14 protein-coding genes are annotated in these 13,454 nt (G+C 72.6%); 9 read left to right on the top strand and 5 right to left on the bottom strand.

Annotation, left to right across the window (positions count from 1 at the left end):
- The first annotated feature begins 27 nt into the window (after positions 1-27).
- The 5 genes from OV427_RS24105 (at position 28) to OV427_RS24085 (ending at position 4,605) form a co-directional block, all read left to right on the top strand.
- Entirely contained in the window at positions 28-1,329 is a 1,302-nt protein-coding gene (locus OV427_RS24105; RefSeq protein WP_267858508.1) for a DUF1444 family protein, read from the top strand.
- Positions 1,330-1,414: 85 nt separating this feature from the next.
- On the top strand, positions 1,415-1,909 hold the full coding sequence (locus tag OV427_RS24100) for an endonuclease V (protein ID WP_267858507.1): 495 nt from the start codon (positions 1,415-1,417) through the stop codon (positions 1,907-1,909).
- 117 nt (positions 1,910-2,026) lie between these two features.
- The gene (locus OV427_RS24095; protein ID WP_267858506.1) at positions 2,027-3,223 is read left to right on the top strand and encodes an alkaline phosphatase PhoX; all 1,197 of its coding nucleotides are present in this window, start codon (positions 2,027-2,029) and stop codon (positions 3,221-3,223) included.
- Positions 3,224-3,296: 73 nt separating this feature from the next.
- Positions 3,297-4,145 carry a hypothetical protein gene (locus OV427_RS24090; protein WP_267858505.1) on the top strand — a complete coding sequence of 283 codons (849 nt, stop codon included), beginning with the start codon at positions 3,297-3,299 and terminating at the stop codon, positions 4,143-4,145.
- A gap of 58 nt (positions 4,146-4,203) precedes the next feature.
- Complete coding sequence (locus OV427_RS24085; protein WP_267858504.1) at positions 4,204-4,605, top strand: DUF2203 domain-containing protein; 402 nt, start codon at positions 4,204-4,206, stop codon at positions 4,603-4,605.
- A gap of 7 nt (positions 4,606-4,612) precedes the next feature.
- On the opposite strand, the gene OV427_RS24080 is transcribed toward OV427_RS24085, so the two are convergent.
- Entirely contained in the window at positions 4,613-5,233 is a 621-nt protein-coding gene (locus OV427_RS24080; protein ID WP_267858503.1) for a hypothetical protein, read from the bottom strand.
- Between the two features lie 203 nt (positions 5,234-5,436).
- Here OV427_RS24080 and OV427_RS24075 point away from each other — a divergent pair, with 203 nt between their 5' ends.
- From OV427_RS24075 to OV427_RS24065, 3 genes are all read left to right on the top strand, one after another.
- Positions 5,437-6,102, top strand: coding sequence for a hypothetical protein (locus OV427_RS24075; protein ID WP_267858502.1), 666 nt, complete (start codon positions 5,437-5,439; stop codon positions 6,100-6,102).
- A 209-nt stretch (positions 6,103-6,311) separates the two neighbouring features.
- Entirely contained in the window at positions 6,312-7,238 is a 927-nt protein-coding gene (locus OV427_RS24070; RefSeq protein ID WP_267858501.1) for an NmrA/HSCARG family protein, read from the top strand.
- A gap of 96 nt (positions 7,239-7,334) precedes the next feature.
- A complete protein-coding gene (locus OV427_RS24065; protein ID WP_267858500.1) occupies positions 7,335-8,081 on the top strand; it encodes a hypothetical protein in 747 nt (248 codons plus the stop codon).
- A gap of 13 nt (positions 8,082-8,094) precedes the next feature.
- Here OV427_RS24065 and OV427_RS24060 read toward each other — a convergent pair whose 3' ends face one another.
- Entirely contained in the window at positions 8,095-8,388 is a 294-nt protein-coding gene (locus tag OV427_RS24060) for a YgaP-like transmembrane domain (RefSeq protein WP_267858499.1), read from the bottom strand.
- Between the two features lie 107 nt (positions 8,389-8,495).
- Positions 8,496-10,433, bottom strand: coding sequence for a glycoside hydrolase family 15 protein (locus tag OV427_RS24055; RefSeq protein WP_267858498.1), 1,938 nt, complete (start codon positions 10,431-10,433; stop codon positions 8,496-8,498).
- Between the two features lie 357 nt (positions 10,434-10,790).
- Between OV427_RS24055 and OV427_RS24050 the strand changes: the two genes are divergently transcribed.
- Complete coding sequence (locus OV427_RS24050) at positions 10,791-11,033, top strand: hypothetical protein (protein ID WP_267858497.1); 243 nt, start codon at positions 10,791-10,793, stop codon at positions 11,031-11,033.
- A gap of 30 nt (positions 11,034-11,063) precedes the next feature.
- Here OV427_RS24050 and OV427_RS24045 read toward each other — a convergent pair whose 3' ends face one another.
- Positions 11,064-12,437, bottom strand: a complete 1,374-nt coding sequence (locus OV427_RS24045; protein WP_267858496.1) for an MFS transporter — start codon at positions 12,435-12,437, stop codon at positions 11,064-11,066.
- Entirely contained in the window at positions 12,434-13,396 is a 963-nt protein-coding gene (locus OV427_RS24040) for an ornithine cyclodeaminase family protein (protein ID WP_267858495.1), read from the bottom strand. Before OV427_RS24040 ends, OV427_RS24045 begins: the two co-directional genes overlap by 4 nt.
- Positions 13,397-13,454: the final 58 nt, after the last annotated feature.

Raw genomic sequence — 13,454 nt, 5'->3', positions numbered from 1 at the left:
GCCTCCGGCACGCACGCGGGAGCACGCATGGGGTTCTGGGACAGGCTGTTCGGACGGAAGGCTCCGGAGCCGCAACCTGCCGTCCCGGCCCCGGCGGCGAATGCGGTGCAGACCGTGAACCCGCGCGAGTACCTCCTGAAGCAGGTGGAGGCCCTGCTGCGCGCCGAGCCGAAGGTGGAGAAGGTGGAACGCCACCCGGACAGCTACGGCCTCCAGTTCACCCGCGACGGCCGCCAGGGCAGCGTGTTCCTCGACAACCTCTTCGCGGACACGCGCGAGGTGCCACCCGAGGCGCGCTCCCAGCTCATCCAGCGCTTCCTCCGCTCGCTGTGGCAGGACGGCCCGGACTCGCTCCCCTGGGAGGAAGTGCGGCAGCGCCTGCTGCCCGTGCTGCGCTCGGCCACCTTCGGCATGTCGCAGCTCGCCCAGCTCGAGTCCGACCGCGAGCTGGTGGGACGGCGCACGCTGCCCTTCCTGCGGGAGTTGCTGGTGGTGGACATGCCCGAGTCCGCCATGTTCGTGCAGCGGCGACACCTCCAGGAGTGGGGCGCGGACGCGGAAGCCGCCTTCGCCGCGGCGCACGAGAACCTCGCCGGCCTGCCGCTCGACGGCGTGGAGTTGTACGACCGCGAGCCGAGCCCCATCTGGTCCGTCGACTCCGGCGACACGTACGAGACGTCGCGCCTGCTGCACCCGGGCTTCCTCGCGTCCTTCACCGGGCGCGTGGAGGGCCGCCCCATCGCCATCCTCCCCGAGCGCTCCACCGTGCTCATCGCCGGAGACGCGAATCCCGCCACCGTGGCGCGCCTGTGCGAGAGCGGTGAGCGCGAGTACGAGGCCGCGTCGCGCCGCCTCACCCCCGCGCTCTACACGGTGGACGAGGCCGGCCGCGTGGTGCCGTACCTGCGCCCGGGCAACGACGCGCTCGCCCAGCGCGTGCGGCTGGCCCACGTGCGCCTCGCCCTGTCCGAGTACGCCGCGCAGAAGGAGTCGCTCGACAAGCTCCACGAGGCGAACAGCGTGGACGTGTTCGTCGCCAGCCTCTCCGCCGTCGCCCGGAAGAAGGACGAGCGTCCTGTCACCTGGTGCGTCTGGAGCCGTGACGTGGACACGCTGCTGCCGCGCTCGGACGTGGTGGCGATGAACCCGGGCAACCAGGACGTCTTCATGGTGCCGTGGGAGGACCTGGAGCGCCTGATGCCCGGGTGCCTCACGCCCGTGCCCGAGGCCTGGCCCCCCCGCCACCGCACCACCGCGTGGCCCGCGCCGGACGTACTGGAGCGGCTGAGCACGGCCCGCGTGGAGCTGGAGGACTACGTCGGCCCCTGAAGTGCCGCTCCCCTTCCGGTCAGCCCGCCGGAGCACCCCGCGTCAGGCCCTGGCATGTGGGGCCCCTGCCCCCGAGGAGGAACCGATGCTCGCCTGCCTGGATGTGGACTACCGCCCCGAGCTCACCGTGGCCGCGTGTGTCCTCTTCCGTGACTGGCCGGCGGGCTCGGAGGCGTCGCTCCTGGTGGACCACGGCCCTCCCGCCGCGCCGTACGAGCCGGGCCACTTCTACCGCCGCGAGCTGCCCCACCTGCTGCGCGTGCTCGCCATGGTGCAGGAGCCGCTGGAGGCCATCATCGTGGATGGCTACGTGTGGCTCGGCGAGGACAAGCCCGGCCTGGGCGCGCACCTGTACGAGTCGCTCAACCGCGCCGTGCCCATCATCGGCGTGGCCAAGACGGCGTACGTCACCACCGGCCCCGCCCTGCCCGTGCTTCGCGGCCAGAGCCTGCGCCCGCTCTTCGTCACCTCGGTGGGCATGGACACGGCCACCGCCGCGCAGTGCGTCCGGCGCATGCATGGGGCCTCGCGCATCCCCACCATGCTCAACCGGGTGGACCGGCTGTGCCGTGAGTCCTGAGGGGGCGTGAAGCCCTGGCTGCCCTCCAGGCAGGGATGACGCGAGGCAGCGCAACGGCTCCGGCCCTGCCCTCGCGGGGGGCTTCCACGCGGGCGCGACCTGAGCGACAACCGCTTCATGGAACGCCGTCACTTCCTCCGCTTCTCCGCCCTCGGGGGCGGCGCGCTCGCCCTGAGCAGCCTCGGCTTCTGGCAGAACATCTACGCCACGCCGCCGCAACCTGACGGCGCCGGCCCCTACGGCCCGCTGGCGAACGCTCCGGATGCGAATGGCCTGCTCCTGCCCCAGGGCTTCACCTCGCGCATCATCGCCGTCAGCCGCGACGTGGTGCCGGGCACGCGCTACGCATGGCACATGGCTCCGGATGGCGGCGCCTGCTTCACGCAGCCGGATGGCGGCTGGGTGTACGCGTGCAACAGCGAGACGTCTCCGGACGGCGGCGTGTCCGCGGTGCGCTTCAGCGCCGGGGGCGAGGTGACGGACGCCTACCGCATCCTCTCCGGCACGAACGTCAACTGCGCCGGCGGCCCCACGCCTTGGGGCACGTGGCTGTCCTGCGAGGAGCACCCGCGCGGCCACGTCTGGGAGTGTGACCCGTCCCGCCCCGGGCAGGGCGTGGAGCGGCCCGCGCTCGGCACCTTCACGCACGAGGCCGTGGCGGTGGACCCGATTGGCCGGCGCCTGTACCTCACCGAGGACACGCCGGACGGGCGCTTCTACCGCTTCACTCCGGCGCAGTGGCCCTCGCTGGACGCGGGCACGCTGGAGGCCGCGCGCGTCGTCGGTGACGTGCTGAAGGGCGCGAAGGTGGAGTGGGTGCCCGTGTCTCCCGAGGCCCCCGCCTCCGAGCAGCCCGCCGCGGAAGAGACGACGGTGTTCCGGGGCGGAGAGGGCTGCTGGTACGACGGGGGCGTCGTGTACTTCACCACCAAGCGGGACAACCGCGTCTGGGCGCTCACGCTCAGCAACGGGCGGCTGGTGGTGCTCTACGATGCGGCGAGCTATCCGGGCTCACCGCTGATGGGCGTGGACAACGTCACCGTGTCGCGCGGCCGCGAGGTCTTCGTCTGCGAGGACGGGGATGACATGCAGGTGTGCCTCCTCTCGTCGGACCGGAAGGTGTCGCCCGTCCTCCAGGTGGTGGGGCACTCCGGCTCGGAGATTGCCGGCGCGGCCTTCAGCCCGGAGGGCCGGCGCCTCTACTTCAGCTCCCAGCGCGGCATCGACGGGCGGGGTGTCACCTTCGAGGTGACGGGCCCGTTCCGCACCCAGCCGGCCCGAGACGCGCATGGGGCCCTGGGTTGTGAACAGTGAACCCCGCTCCCCTGTCCGGGGAGCGCTCGTCCTCCTGGAAACCTCGCGCCGGGAGGCTTACCTTTGACGGCGGATGCCCTCGCACCCACCCTCGCAGCTGGCGCTGTTCGACGCTCTAGCACCCGCGCGTCCTGAGCGTGCCGAGGGCGCTGCCCGTTCCGACGCCCCCGAGCCCTCCACGGATGCCCCCGGTGAAGACTCCATCCGCCACCGGCTGCCGGCGCGGGAGGATGCGCTCCCGCTGGCCGCGGACCTGGCCCGCGGGCTGTCTTCGCTGCTCGGTGTCCCCGTGCAGCTGCGGCTCACGGACAACCGCGCCACGCTGGTCAGCTTCCGCCGCGGACCCGAGGGCCTCCGCCTGCGCGCGCACCACCTCTTCCTCGGAGCCCCGGACGCCGTGGTCCACGCCATGGCGCGCTACGCGGGCCGCAACGACCCGGCCGCGGGTGAGGAGCTGGAAGCCTACGCCCGCTCCCATCGCGGCCTCGTGCGCCGCGAGCGCCGCCCCGGCAAGCCCCTGCGCACGCGCGGCAGGTGCTTCGACCTGCGCGCCCTTCTCACCCGCCTCAACGCCACCCACTTCGACGGCCGCGTGCGCGTGGACGTGGGCTGGGCGCGCAAGCCCGGCAGGGCCCGGCGACGCAGCATCCACCTGGGCGGCTACGATGCGCGGCTGCGCGAGATTCGCATCCACCCCGCCCTGGACCGCCCGCACGTCCCGGCGTTCGTGGTCGACTACCTCGTCTTCCACGCCATGCTGCACGCGGACCTCGCCGGGCCGGACGACGCGCCCCTGGACGCGGACGGCCGCTGTGCCCCCGAGCACACCCCGGCCTTCTGCGAGCGCGAGGCCGCCTTTCCCTTGCGCGACACGGCACAGCGCTGGCTCGCGGAGAACCTCACCTCGCTGATGCGCGGCTGACGCCCGCCGCATGGAGGTAGTAGCGGCAGCGGGCCCGGAGGCGGCATGCTGCCGGGCAATGCGCTACTTCAGCGTGGAAGAAGCCAACCGGCTGGTGCCGCTGCTGTCCCGCACCTTCGAGCGCGTCCGCCCGTGGGTGGAGCGGGCGCAGCAACTCGCGGACACCCTCGGCTCGTCCGAGAGCACCCGCGACGTCCACCAGGACACGTTGCGCGAGGAGCGCGACGCCCTGCTGGAGCGCATCCGCGGCGAGCTGCTCCAGCTCACGGAGATGGGGCTGGAAATCAAGGGCGCGGACGGGCTGGTGGACTTCCGCGCGCACCGCGGTGACGACCCCGTGTTCCTCTGCTGGCGCTTCGGCGAGCCCGCCGTCACCCACTGGCACGAGCTGCAGGACGGCTTCGCCGGACGGCGCCCCATCGACAGCCCGGACGACTTCGCGCCCACCTACCTCAGCTGAAGGACGCTCAGCTCCCGCCGAAGCTCTTTTGGAGCAGGCCCATCTTGTTGCGCGCGGACAACAGCTGCTGGCGCAGCGAGTCCGCCTGCCGGGCGATGTCGTGGAACTCCTTCTCGTCCGCGGCGCGGGCCAGGTCCTCGGCCTCAATCGCCACCTGGGCCATCCGGTCCTGGAGCGCCTGGAAGGTGGTGGCCAGTGCGGCGTTCTCCTCGGGCGTCTTCGCCTGCTGGCGCTGCTGGGCGAACTGCGTCATCTGCACGTTCAGCTCGCCCGCGCTCTGGCCCATGTTGCCGTAGCGCACGAGCAAATCCTTGAAGACCTCGGTGCGGGCCTGCAGCTCCTGGGCGCGCTGGTGGACGGCCTCGGCCTGGGCCTGCTGCCTGTCACGCACCTGGGAGATGGCGGCGACGAGCGCGCTGACGCGCTGGCGGAGCTGGTCATCCATGTCGGCCAGGCTCTTGAGGGTGGCGGAGGCCCGCTCCAGGTGCTTCTCGGACTGGAGGGGCGCCTTCTGGAGCTGCTCGGACAGGGCCTCGAAGCGCTCCAGTCCCTCGTCGAGGGCCTGTGCGGCGGTCACCAGCTCCGAGTCCTGCGGCTTGTCGCGCTTGCTCATGGTGGGCGGGAACATGGCACGCACCAGGGCCGGTGTGGTGCCGGCGCTTCTGATTCCGAACAGAGCGCGGTGCGGGGACTGCTCCACGCGGCACCGAGTGTCCGCATGCGCGCAGCTCGGGACCTCCTGCGCGCGCGGGACACCTGCCCTCTGGAGCGGAGGGTTCCTACCTTGTGAGCAAAGCGCGCGGGCGCGCGCGGCACCCGAGGGAGAACGGCATGACCAGGACCTACAGTTTCGACCACTTCCAACCCAAGAAGCCGGTGCAGGCGGCAATCGGTACGCCGGGACAGCTCGGCACCAACGACGACAAGCAGAAGCCGCTCAAGAGCGAGCTGCAGGCGACGCAGCCGGACAACGTCCCCGGCGCGCACCAGGGCGGAATCCACTACGGCATGGCGCACTCGGAGACGGTGAAGCGCCTCCAGGAGCGCCGGGCGGCCCGGGCAAAGAAGGAAGCCCGCGCCAAGGCGGCCACGAAGCGGCCCTCGGGCGCGCGCAAGGCGGCCACCAAGGGCAGCGGCACGGCGAAGGCGAAGACGGCGCGCACCGCGAAGACCGCCCGTGCGAAGCCCGCGAGCAAGACGGCGAAGAAGGCCACGGCGGGGCACACGACGGCGAAGACGGCGCGCAAGAAGACGGCGAAGCGCGCGGAGCCGGCGTCCGAGCGCACCAGCGCCCCGGCGAAGCGCACCGAGGCGGCCCCGAAGCGGGGCCTGCTCGGGCGCGTGGTGGGCACGGCGCTGGCGACGGGCTCGAAGGGCCTGGCGCGCGCGACCGCCCTCGCGAAGGAGGTCCGCGCCGGCAAGGGCAAGACCTCCAAGACGACGGAGAAGGCGGACAAGTCGAGCAAGCGCGGCGGCGCGAGCAAGAAGAAGCGCTAGTCCGCCGCGGGTCTCCGCCTGCATGCCCTGGCGGAGACCCTTCCGGGGTTGAGGCGTGCCGGGAAGCGCGCGCGGCCGGGCCATGGCCACCCTGCCTGCCCTCCTGCCCGGCAGTCCCAGGCAGGAGCCCGCGGAACCCGGCCGCTCATGCTCGCCAGCGGCTCCCGCCGTCCCCAACTTCCCCACATCCATCGCCCGAGGTTCGAACCATGCCCATGGCCTTCTTCCGCTCCGTGCTCGTCACCGGCGCTACCGGCAAGCAGGGCGGCGCCGTGGCCCGCCAGCTCCTGAAGCGCGGCCACCGCGTCACCGCCTTCGTCCGGAGCGCTGAATCCCCCGCCGCCGAGGAGCTCCGGTCCATGGGCGCCGAGCTCGCCGTGGGAGACTTCGACAACGTGGACGCCATCGCCCTCGCGGCGCAGGGCATGGACGCCATGTACGCCATGGCCACGCCCTTCGAGGGTGGCGTGGAGACGGAGATTCGACACGGCCTCAACCTGGCGGACGCGGCGCGGCTGGCGGGCGTGCGGCACTACGTCTACTCGTCGGTGGCCGGCGCGGACCGCAAGACGGGCATCCCCCACTTCGACAGCAAGCACCGGGTGGAGTTGCACGTGCGGCGCAGCGGCCTGCCCTACACGATTCTGGGCCCCACCTTCTTCATGGAGAACCTCACCAGCCCCATGTTCGAGAAGGGGCTGAAGGCGGGCGTGCTCGCCACGGGCCTGCCGCCCTCGCGTGGCCTGCAGATGGTGGCGCTGGACGACCTGGCCGCCTTCACGGTGCGCGTCATCGAGGAGCCGGACCGCTTCTTCGAGGAGCGCGTCGACGTGGCGTCGGACGAGGTGACGGGCCAGCAGGCCGCGGGGCTGCTCTCCATGGTGAGCGGCCATCGCATCCACTACGAGCAGCTCCCCCTGGACTTCCTGCTCGAGCGCAGCGAGGACCTCGCGGCCATGTGGGAATGGTTGGACAGGGTGGGCTACCACGCGGACGTCCTCACCCTGCGGCACTCGTATCCCGAGGTGCGCTGGCACACCTTCGAGGACTGGGCGCGGGGCCAGGACTGGAGCGCGCTCACCTCGCCCGCCTGGCCCCATGCGGCCGCGGAGCCCACCCCTCCGACCAGCCACTGAGACACCACTCCGGCCCCTCGCGGCCCGAGTTGACACCCCCGCCGGTGCCCGCGCCCGGGGCGTGGCTTCCTACCTTTCACACGAGGAGGAAGCGCCATGCGTGGATTCGGGCTCGTCGCCGCGTCGCTGCTCGTCGCGTCGGGCTGCGTACCGGAGGCGCAGCTGCGTCCGTCGACCGGGGCACAGCTGCAACAGGGTGACGCGGACGTCGCCAGGACGGAGGTGTCCGGGGTGGTGCTGTTGGCGGACGGCACCGCGTGGAAGGGCACGCCGGCGGACCTGGAGCGCAGCCTCACGCCCGTGCGGGTCCTCGTGGACAACCACAGCGGCCGGCCCCTTCGCCTCCAGTACAGCGACTTCGCGATTGTCGGCGCCGAGTCGCGCTTCCAATACGCCGCGGTGCCACCGCTGGAGTTGAGCAACAGCGGGGCCCCGCGGGAGGGGCAGGGCCAGGGCGGCTCGGGGAGTGGGTCGCTGTACATGGGCGGCGGGCCGGGCTGGGGGTATGGGCCCTACGGGAGCTATCGCCCCTTCTACGGCCACTACCGCTACGGCTACGGCCCCTATGGTGGACCGCCCGGGCCCTTCGTGGGCCCGTACAGTCCCTACTATCCGTACTACGGCGGCTACGGCTGCGCGGAGCCACTGCCCACGAAGGACATGCTCGAGCAGGCGCTGCCCGAGGGCACGCTCGCGGACGGGGGCCGCGTGGAGGGCTTCCTCTACTTCCAGGGCGTGGCCCAGCGTGAGCGACAGGTCGTGCTCCAGGCCCGGCTCGTGGATGGGAATACCGGCGAGCCGTTCGGCACGCTCGACATCCCCTTCCAGGTCCAGAAGCACTGACGGACCGCCGTCCTCAGTGGAGGGTGATGGGCGTGGGACGCGTGGACGGACGCTGGAGCCCGTCCAGCAGCGGTGTCTCATCCGGCACGCCCAACGCGCGGCGCAGCTCCTCGCCGCGCATCGGCAGGCCGAACAGCGGGGCGATGGGCACCAGGTCCAGCACGCCGGTGATGAGCGGCGCCAGCCCCGCGAGCGCCACGAGCGCGCCGCGCGACGTTCCCGAGGTCAGCCCTCCAAGCACCAGCCCAGCGCCCGTCACGATGCGGAGCCACCGCCCCGTCCGCGACGCCATGAAGCCGACGACCATAGACACCTCCCCAGGGCGAAGATGGGCACGCTCCGTGGGCCGACCAGCGGGAGCGCACCCCACGTCCGGAGGCCTGACGGGCAGCCGGCCGGGCACGACGCCGCGCCTCAGTCCGGCGACGCGGCGTCGGACCTGAAGCCCCGCGGGACGATGGAGTCATCCGGCCGCTCCACCCTGTCCCTCCTGCGCGTGAGCAGCTTCTCCAGTGCGAAGCTGGCGAAGTCATACGCCCGCTCGGGCCTGGGGCGCCGCTCCGCGGCGTACACGGCGGAGAGCTGCGCGCACGAGGACACCAGGGCCATGTGCGTGAAGGCCTGGGGGAAGTTGCCCAGCGCCTCGCCGGTGCCGGGCACGGCCTCCTCCGCGTAGAGCCCCACGTCATTGGCCAGGCCCAGCAGCCGCGCCAGCACCGCCTCCGCCTCGTCCCACCGGCCCGCGTGGGCCAGCACGTCCACCAGCCAGAACGAGCACAGGAGGAAGGTCCCCTCCCCGCCCGCGAGCCCGTCCGGCGCGTGGTAGCGGTACAGCAGCCCATGGGACTCCAGCCGCTCGCGCACCACCTGCACCGTGCGCCGCACCAGCGGGTGCGCCACCGGCAGGAAGCCCAGGGCCGGCACCAGCAGCGTGGACGCGTCCGCCGAGCCGGAGCCCCGGGCCTGCGGGAACCAGCCGTCCTCCGCGCACTCCAGCAGGTAGCGCCGCAGCGCCGCGCGCTCCCGGGCCCAGCGGGACAGCGGCGCCGGCAGCCTCCGTGCGCGGGCCAGCCGCAGCGCCCTGTCCAGCGCCACCCAGCACAGCAGCTTCGAGTGGACGAAGTGCCGGGGCGCGTCGCGAATCTCCCACAGCCCCTGGTCCGGCAGGCGCCAGCGCAGGCACACCTCCTCCACCAGTCCTGACAAGAAGGCCCAGTTCGTCTTCGACAGCGGCCCGCCCGCGCGCACGTACAGCCACGCCGCCTCCAGCAGCTCCCCGGACACGTCGTGCTGGAGCTGCTTCACCGCGCCGTTGCCCACGCGCACCGGCCTCGCGCCGCCGAAGCCCTCCAGGTGCGCCAGCTCCACCTCCGGCAGCAGGCGGTGGCCCTGGATGCCGTACATGATTTGAACGTCCGCCGCGCGTCCCGCGCTGGTGCGCCGCAGCCAGTGGCGGAACGCGTCCGCCTCGTCGCGGTAGCCCAGCACCAGCAGCGAGATGAGCGTGAGCGACGCGTCGCGCAGCCAGGTGAAGCGGTAGTCCCAGTTGCGCACGCCCCCCAGCTCCTCCGGCAGCGACGTGGTGGGCGCGGCCACCAGCGCGCCGGTGGGTGCATACGTGAGCGCCTTGAGCGTGAGCGCCGAGCGCCGCACCGCGCGCACGTGCTCACCGGTGTTCGAGCAGCGGGCAATCCACGTGCGCCAGAAGGTGAGCGTGTCCTCCAGGCGCTGGCGGAAGGCGGCGCGGTCCGGCGCGTCCGAGGGGGAGCGCTCGACGAAGGAGGGCGTCCACGCCACCTCCACCCAGGCCTCCTCGCCCGCGCGCAGCTTCCACCGGGCGCGCAGCGCGTCCTCGCGAGCCACCAATGGGTGCGTCGTCGTCACCCACAGCGCGTCGGCGCCGCCCACCACCTCCGCGGTGTGCCTCGAGGTGAGGCGCATGCGCGGGACGAAGGCGCCGTACTCGAAGCGCGGCGTCAGCACCACGCGCACCGTGACTTCACCGGCCAGGCACCGCACCCGCCGCAGCAGCGCGTGGCGCGTGCCCACGTGCGTGCCGCGCGCGCCGCCTCCGGGGAACACGGGCATGCAGTCCACGACCTCCAGGACGCCGCGCGGCGTGTTGAAGGTCGTCACCAGGACGTTGGTGTCTTCAAGGTAGGAGCGCGTGGAGCGGAAGCTCCCCTCCGGGGCCACGCCGAAGCTGCCGCCGCGCCGCACGTCGAGGATGCGGCAGAACACCGCGGGCGAGTCGAAGCGGGGGAAGCAGGCCCAGTCGATGGAGCCGTCCTTCCCCACCAGCGCGGCGGAGTGACAGTCCCCCAGGAGCGCGTAGTCGGCGATGCGGCGCATCCGCACTCCTCTCCCACGAAGAAGGACCGTGAGGGAGGCGCCGGCCCGCGCCCGCACCCCACGGGCGGAGGGCCCGGCACGCGACGGTTCCTCGCCCGGTCCTCCACCCTTCACCGATGGGGCTGCCCCGCTCCCGGTGCAAGCCGGCGACGGGCATCAACGACCGGGAGCCTCGCAACGGACGCCTGCCTGCCTCCTCGACGCGGAGCCGCGCCAACCAGGAGTCGCACCGCCGCCCGGCATGTCCGGGGCACGGGGAAGAAACGGGGCCACGCACTGCCCGCCCGCTGCGTCCCCAGGAGGCACACGGCAGCTTTTCCGCAGGGGCCCGCCCTTCCTGGCCCCGGGGAGCCAACGATGTTCAACCGTTCGGAAATCCACAAGGGGATGAAGGTCCGGGGCAATGACGGCCACACCATCGGCCGCATCGTCGACATGAACGACAAGGAGCTCATCGTGGAGAAGGGAATCTTCCGCCACCATGACTTCGCCGTCGCCATCGAGGACGTGCGCGAGGTGCTCCACGGCGAGGTGGTGCTCAACCACGGCCGCGACAGCCTCTTCGCCGCGCCGCGGGAAGTGCCTCCCATCCACCAGTGACGGCTACGCCCGGGCTTCGGACACACCGGGCTACGCCCGGTCTCCAGGCACACCGTTCGGGGCGCCGTCCGTCAGCGGTGCCTCGCCCCAGCCGGCGCGCGCCTCCGCCTCGCGGGCCGCGCGCCGTCCCGCCTCCACGTCCACGCGCCACAGCACCGCCGCACCCGCGGCGAAGAAGACGAGCAGCGACAGCACCGCCTGCCGACTGGAGCCCGTCAGCTCCACCGTGGCCGCGAACACCAGCGGGCCCGCCACCGCCGTCACCTTCTCGAAGACGCTGAAGAGGCCGAAGAACTCCGCCGCCCTGTCGCGCGGCACCATCTGCGCGAACAGCGAGCGGCTCAATGCCTGGCTGCCGCCCTGCACCATGCCCACCAGCAGCGCCAGCGCGAAGAAGTGCGCCGCCGTGCGCATGAAGTAGCCCAGGAACGTCACCCCCACGTACACCGCCAGCGCCAGCATCAGCGCCGGCTTCGCCCCCACCCGCGCCGCCCCACGGCCGAACAGCACCGCGCACGGCACGCCCACCACCTGCGTCAGCAGCAGCGCTCCAATCAGCGCCCCACGGCCGATGCCCAGCTCCGTCCCGTACAGCGTGGACAGCCGGATGATGGTGCCGATGCCGTCGCTGTAGAGCAGGTACGCCACCAGCAGCAGCAACGCCTGCCGGTGCGCGCGCAGCCCCTTCAACGTCTGGCCCAACTGGAGGAACGTGCCGCGCAGGGACACGCGCCTGTCGCGGCCGTTGTGCACCGGCTTCGGCTCCGGAATCCGCAGGAACAGGGGCACCGAGAAGCCCGCCCACCACACCGCCACGGACAGGAAGGCCACGCGCGACGCCGCCGCCGCGTCCGGCAGCCCGAACCAGTGCGGCTGGAGCAGCAGCACCAACTGCGCCGCCAGCAGCAGTCCTCCGCCCAGGTAGCCCAGCGCGTAGCCCCCGGTGGACACCCGGTCCAGCTCGTCGTCCCGGGCGATGTGCCGCAAGAGCGCGTCGTAGAAGACGATGCTGCCCGTCAACCCCACATTGCCCAGGCCGAAGAGCACCAGCCCCCAGGCCCAGTCGCCGCGCCCCACCCCGGACAGCCCCACCGTGGCCAGCACGCCCAGCACCAGGAAGCCGCCCAACAGCTGCTTGAGCCGCCCCGCCCTGTCGCTCAGCGCGCCCAGGATTGGCGACAGCAGCGCCACCACGGCCAGCGCCACGGAGGTGGCGGTGGCGAAGCGCGCGGTGGCCACCTCGCGCGGCAGCCCGTCCGACACCACCGACGCGTAGTACAGCGGGAACACCACCGCGATGACGGTGGTGACGTAGGCGGAGTTGGCCCAGTCGTACAGCGCCCACGCGCGGAGCTCCGGCCGGGTCAGCCCCAGGCGCGTGAGCAGCGCATCCCAGGCCCTCATGCGCTGAAGTCCACGCCCTGCAGCGCGTCGTCGCCCTGTGCCGACTGGTACACGTGCCACGCGGCCGCCAGGTCCTGGAACGGCAGCCCCACCGCGCCGAACACCGTCACCTGCTCTGGCGACGTGCGCCCCGGCTTCAGCTCCGCGATGACTTCCCCCAGCTCCGCGTGGATGGCGTCCTCGCCCAGCCCCACGCCGCCCGCCGCGCCGCCGCTGACGGCCAGCCCCCGGTGGTCCACCACGAAGAGGGATGCCTTCAGCACCTCCGCGGACACCTCCGCCTTGCCCGGCTCGTCCGCGCCCAGGGTGATGACGTGCGTGCCCGGCCGCAGCATGCCGGGGTGCAGGAAGGGCTCCCGGCTCCACGTCGACGTCACGACGATGTCCGCGTCCGCCACCGCGTCCGCCACCGACTCCTCCATGCGCACCGGCAGGTTCAGCTCCTGGTACATGCGCGTGGCAAAGGCGAGCGCCCGCTCGGCATCCGTGTCATGGACGCGCACGTGCTCCAGCGAGCGCACCAGCCGCAGCGACTTGAGCTGGAGCACCGCCTGCCGCCCCGTGCCGATGAGCGCCACCCGGCTCGCGTCCGGCCGCGCCAGCACGTCCGCCGACAGCGCGCCCACCACGCCCGTGCGCACCGCCGTCAGGTGGCCGGAGTCCATGATGGCCAGCAGCGCGCCCGTGGCCAGGTCGTGCAACTGCACCACGCCCTGGATGGCCGGCGTCTGCCCGGGGAACTTCGCGTGCACCTTCACCGTATAGGCGGGGATGCCGGGCAGGCTGCCGGGGAAGAGCACCAGCGCGGTGCCCTCCGCGTGCAGGGGCCCGCGCGCGCGCTGGGGGGCCACCGTGCGGGCGAGAGCATCGGTGCGGAAGGCCTCACGCATGTCCTCCAGCAGGGTGAGCGCCTGGAGGTTGCGGGACACGTCGGAGCGATTCAGCAGGAGGGTGCGCATCTTCACCCAACCTAACGCCAGCGGCTCCGTCCCCCCAGCGCCCCGTGCACCTCGCGCG

This window comes from Pyxidicoccus sp. MSG2 (assembly GCF_026626705.1).
Taxonomy (GTDB): Bacteria; Myxococcota; Myxococcia; order Myxococcales; family Myxococcaceae; genus Myxococcus.
Note: the sequence above shows the minus strand (reverse complement) of the source record. Positions and strands in the feature narration are given on the sequence as shown.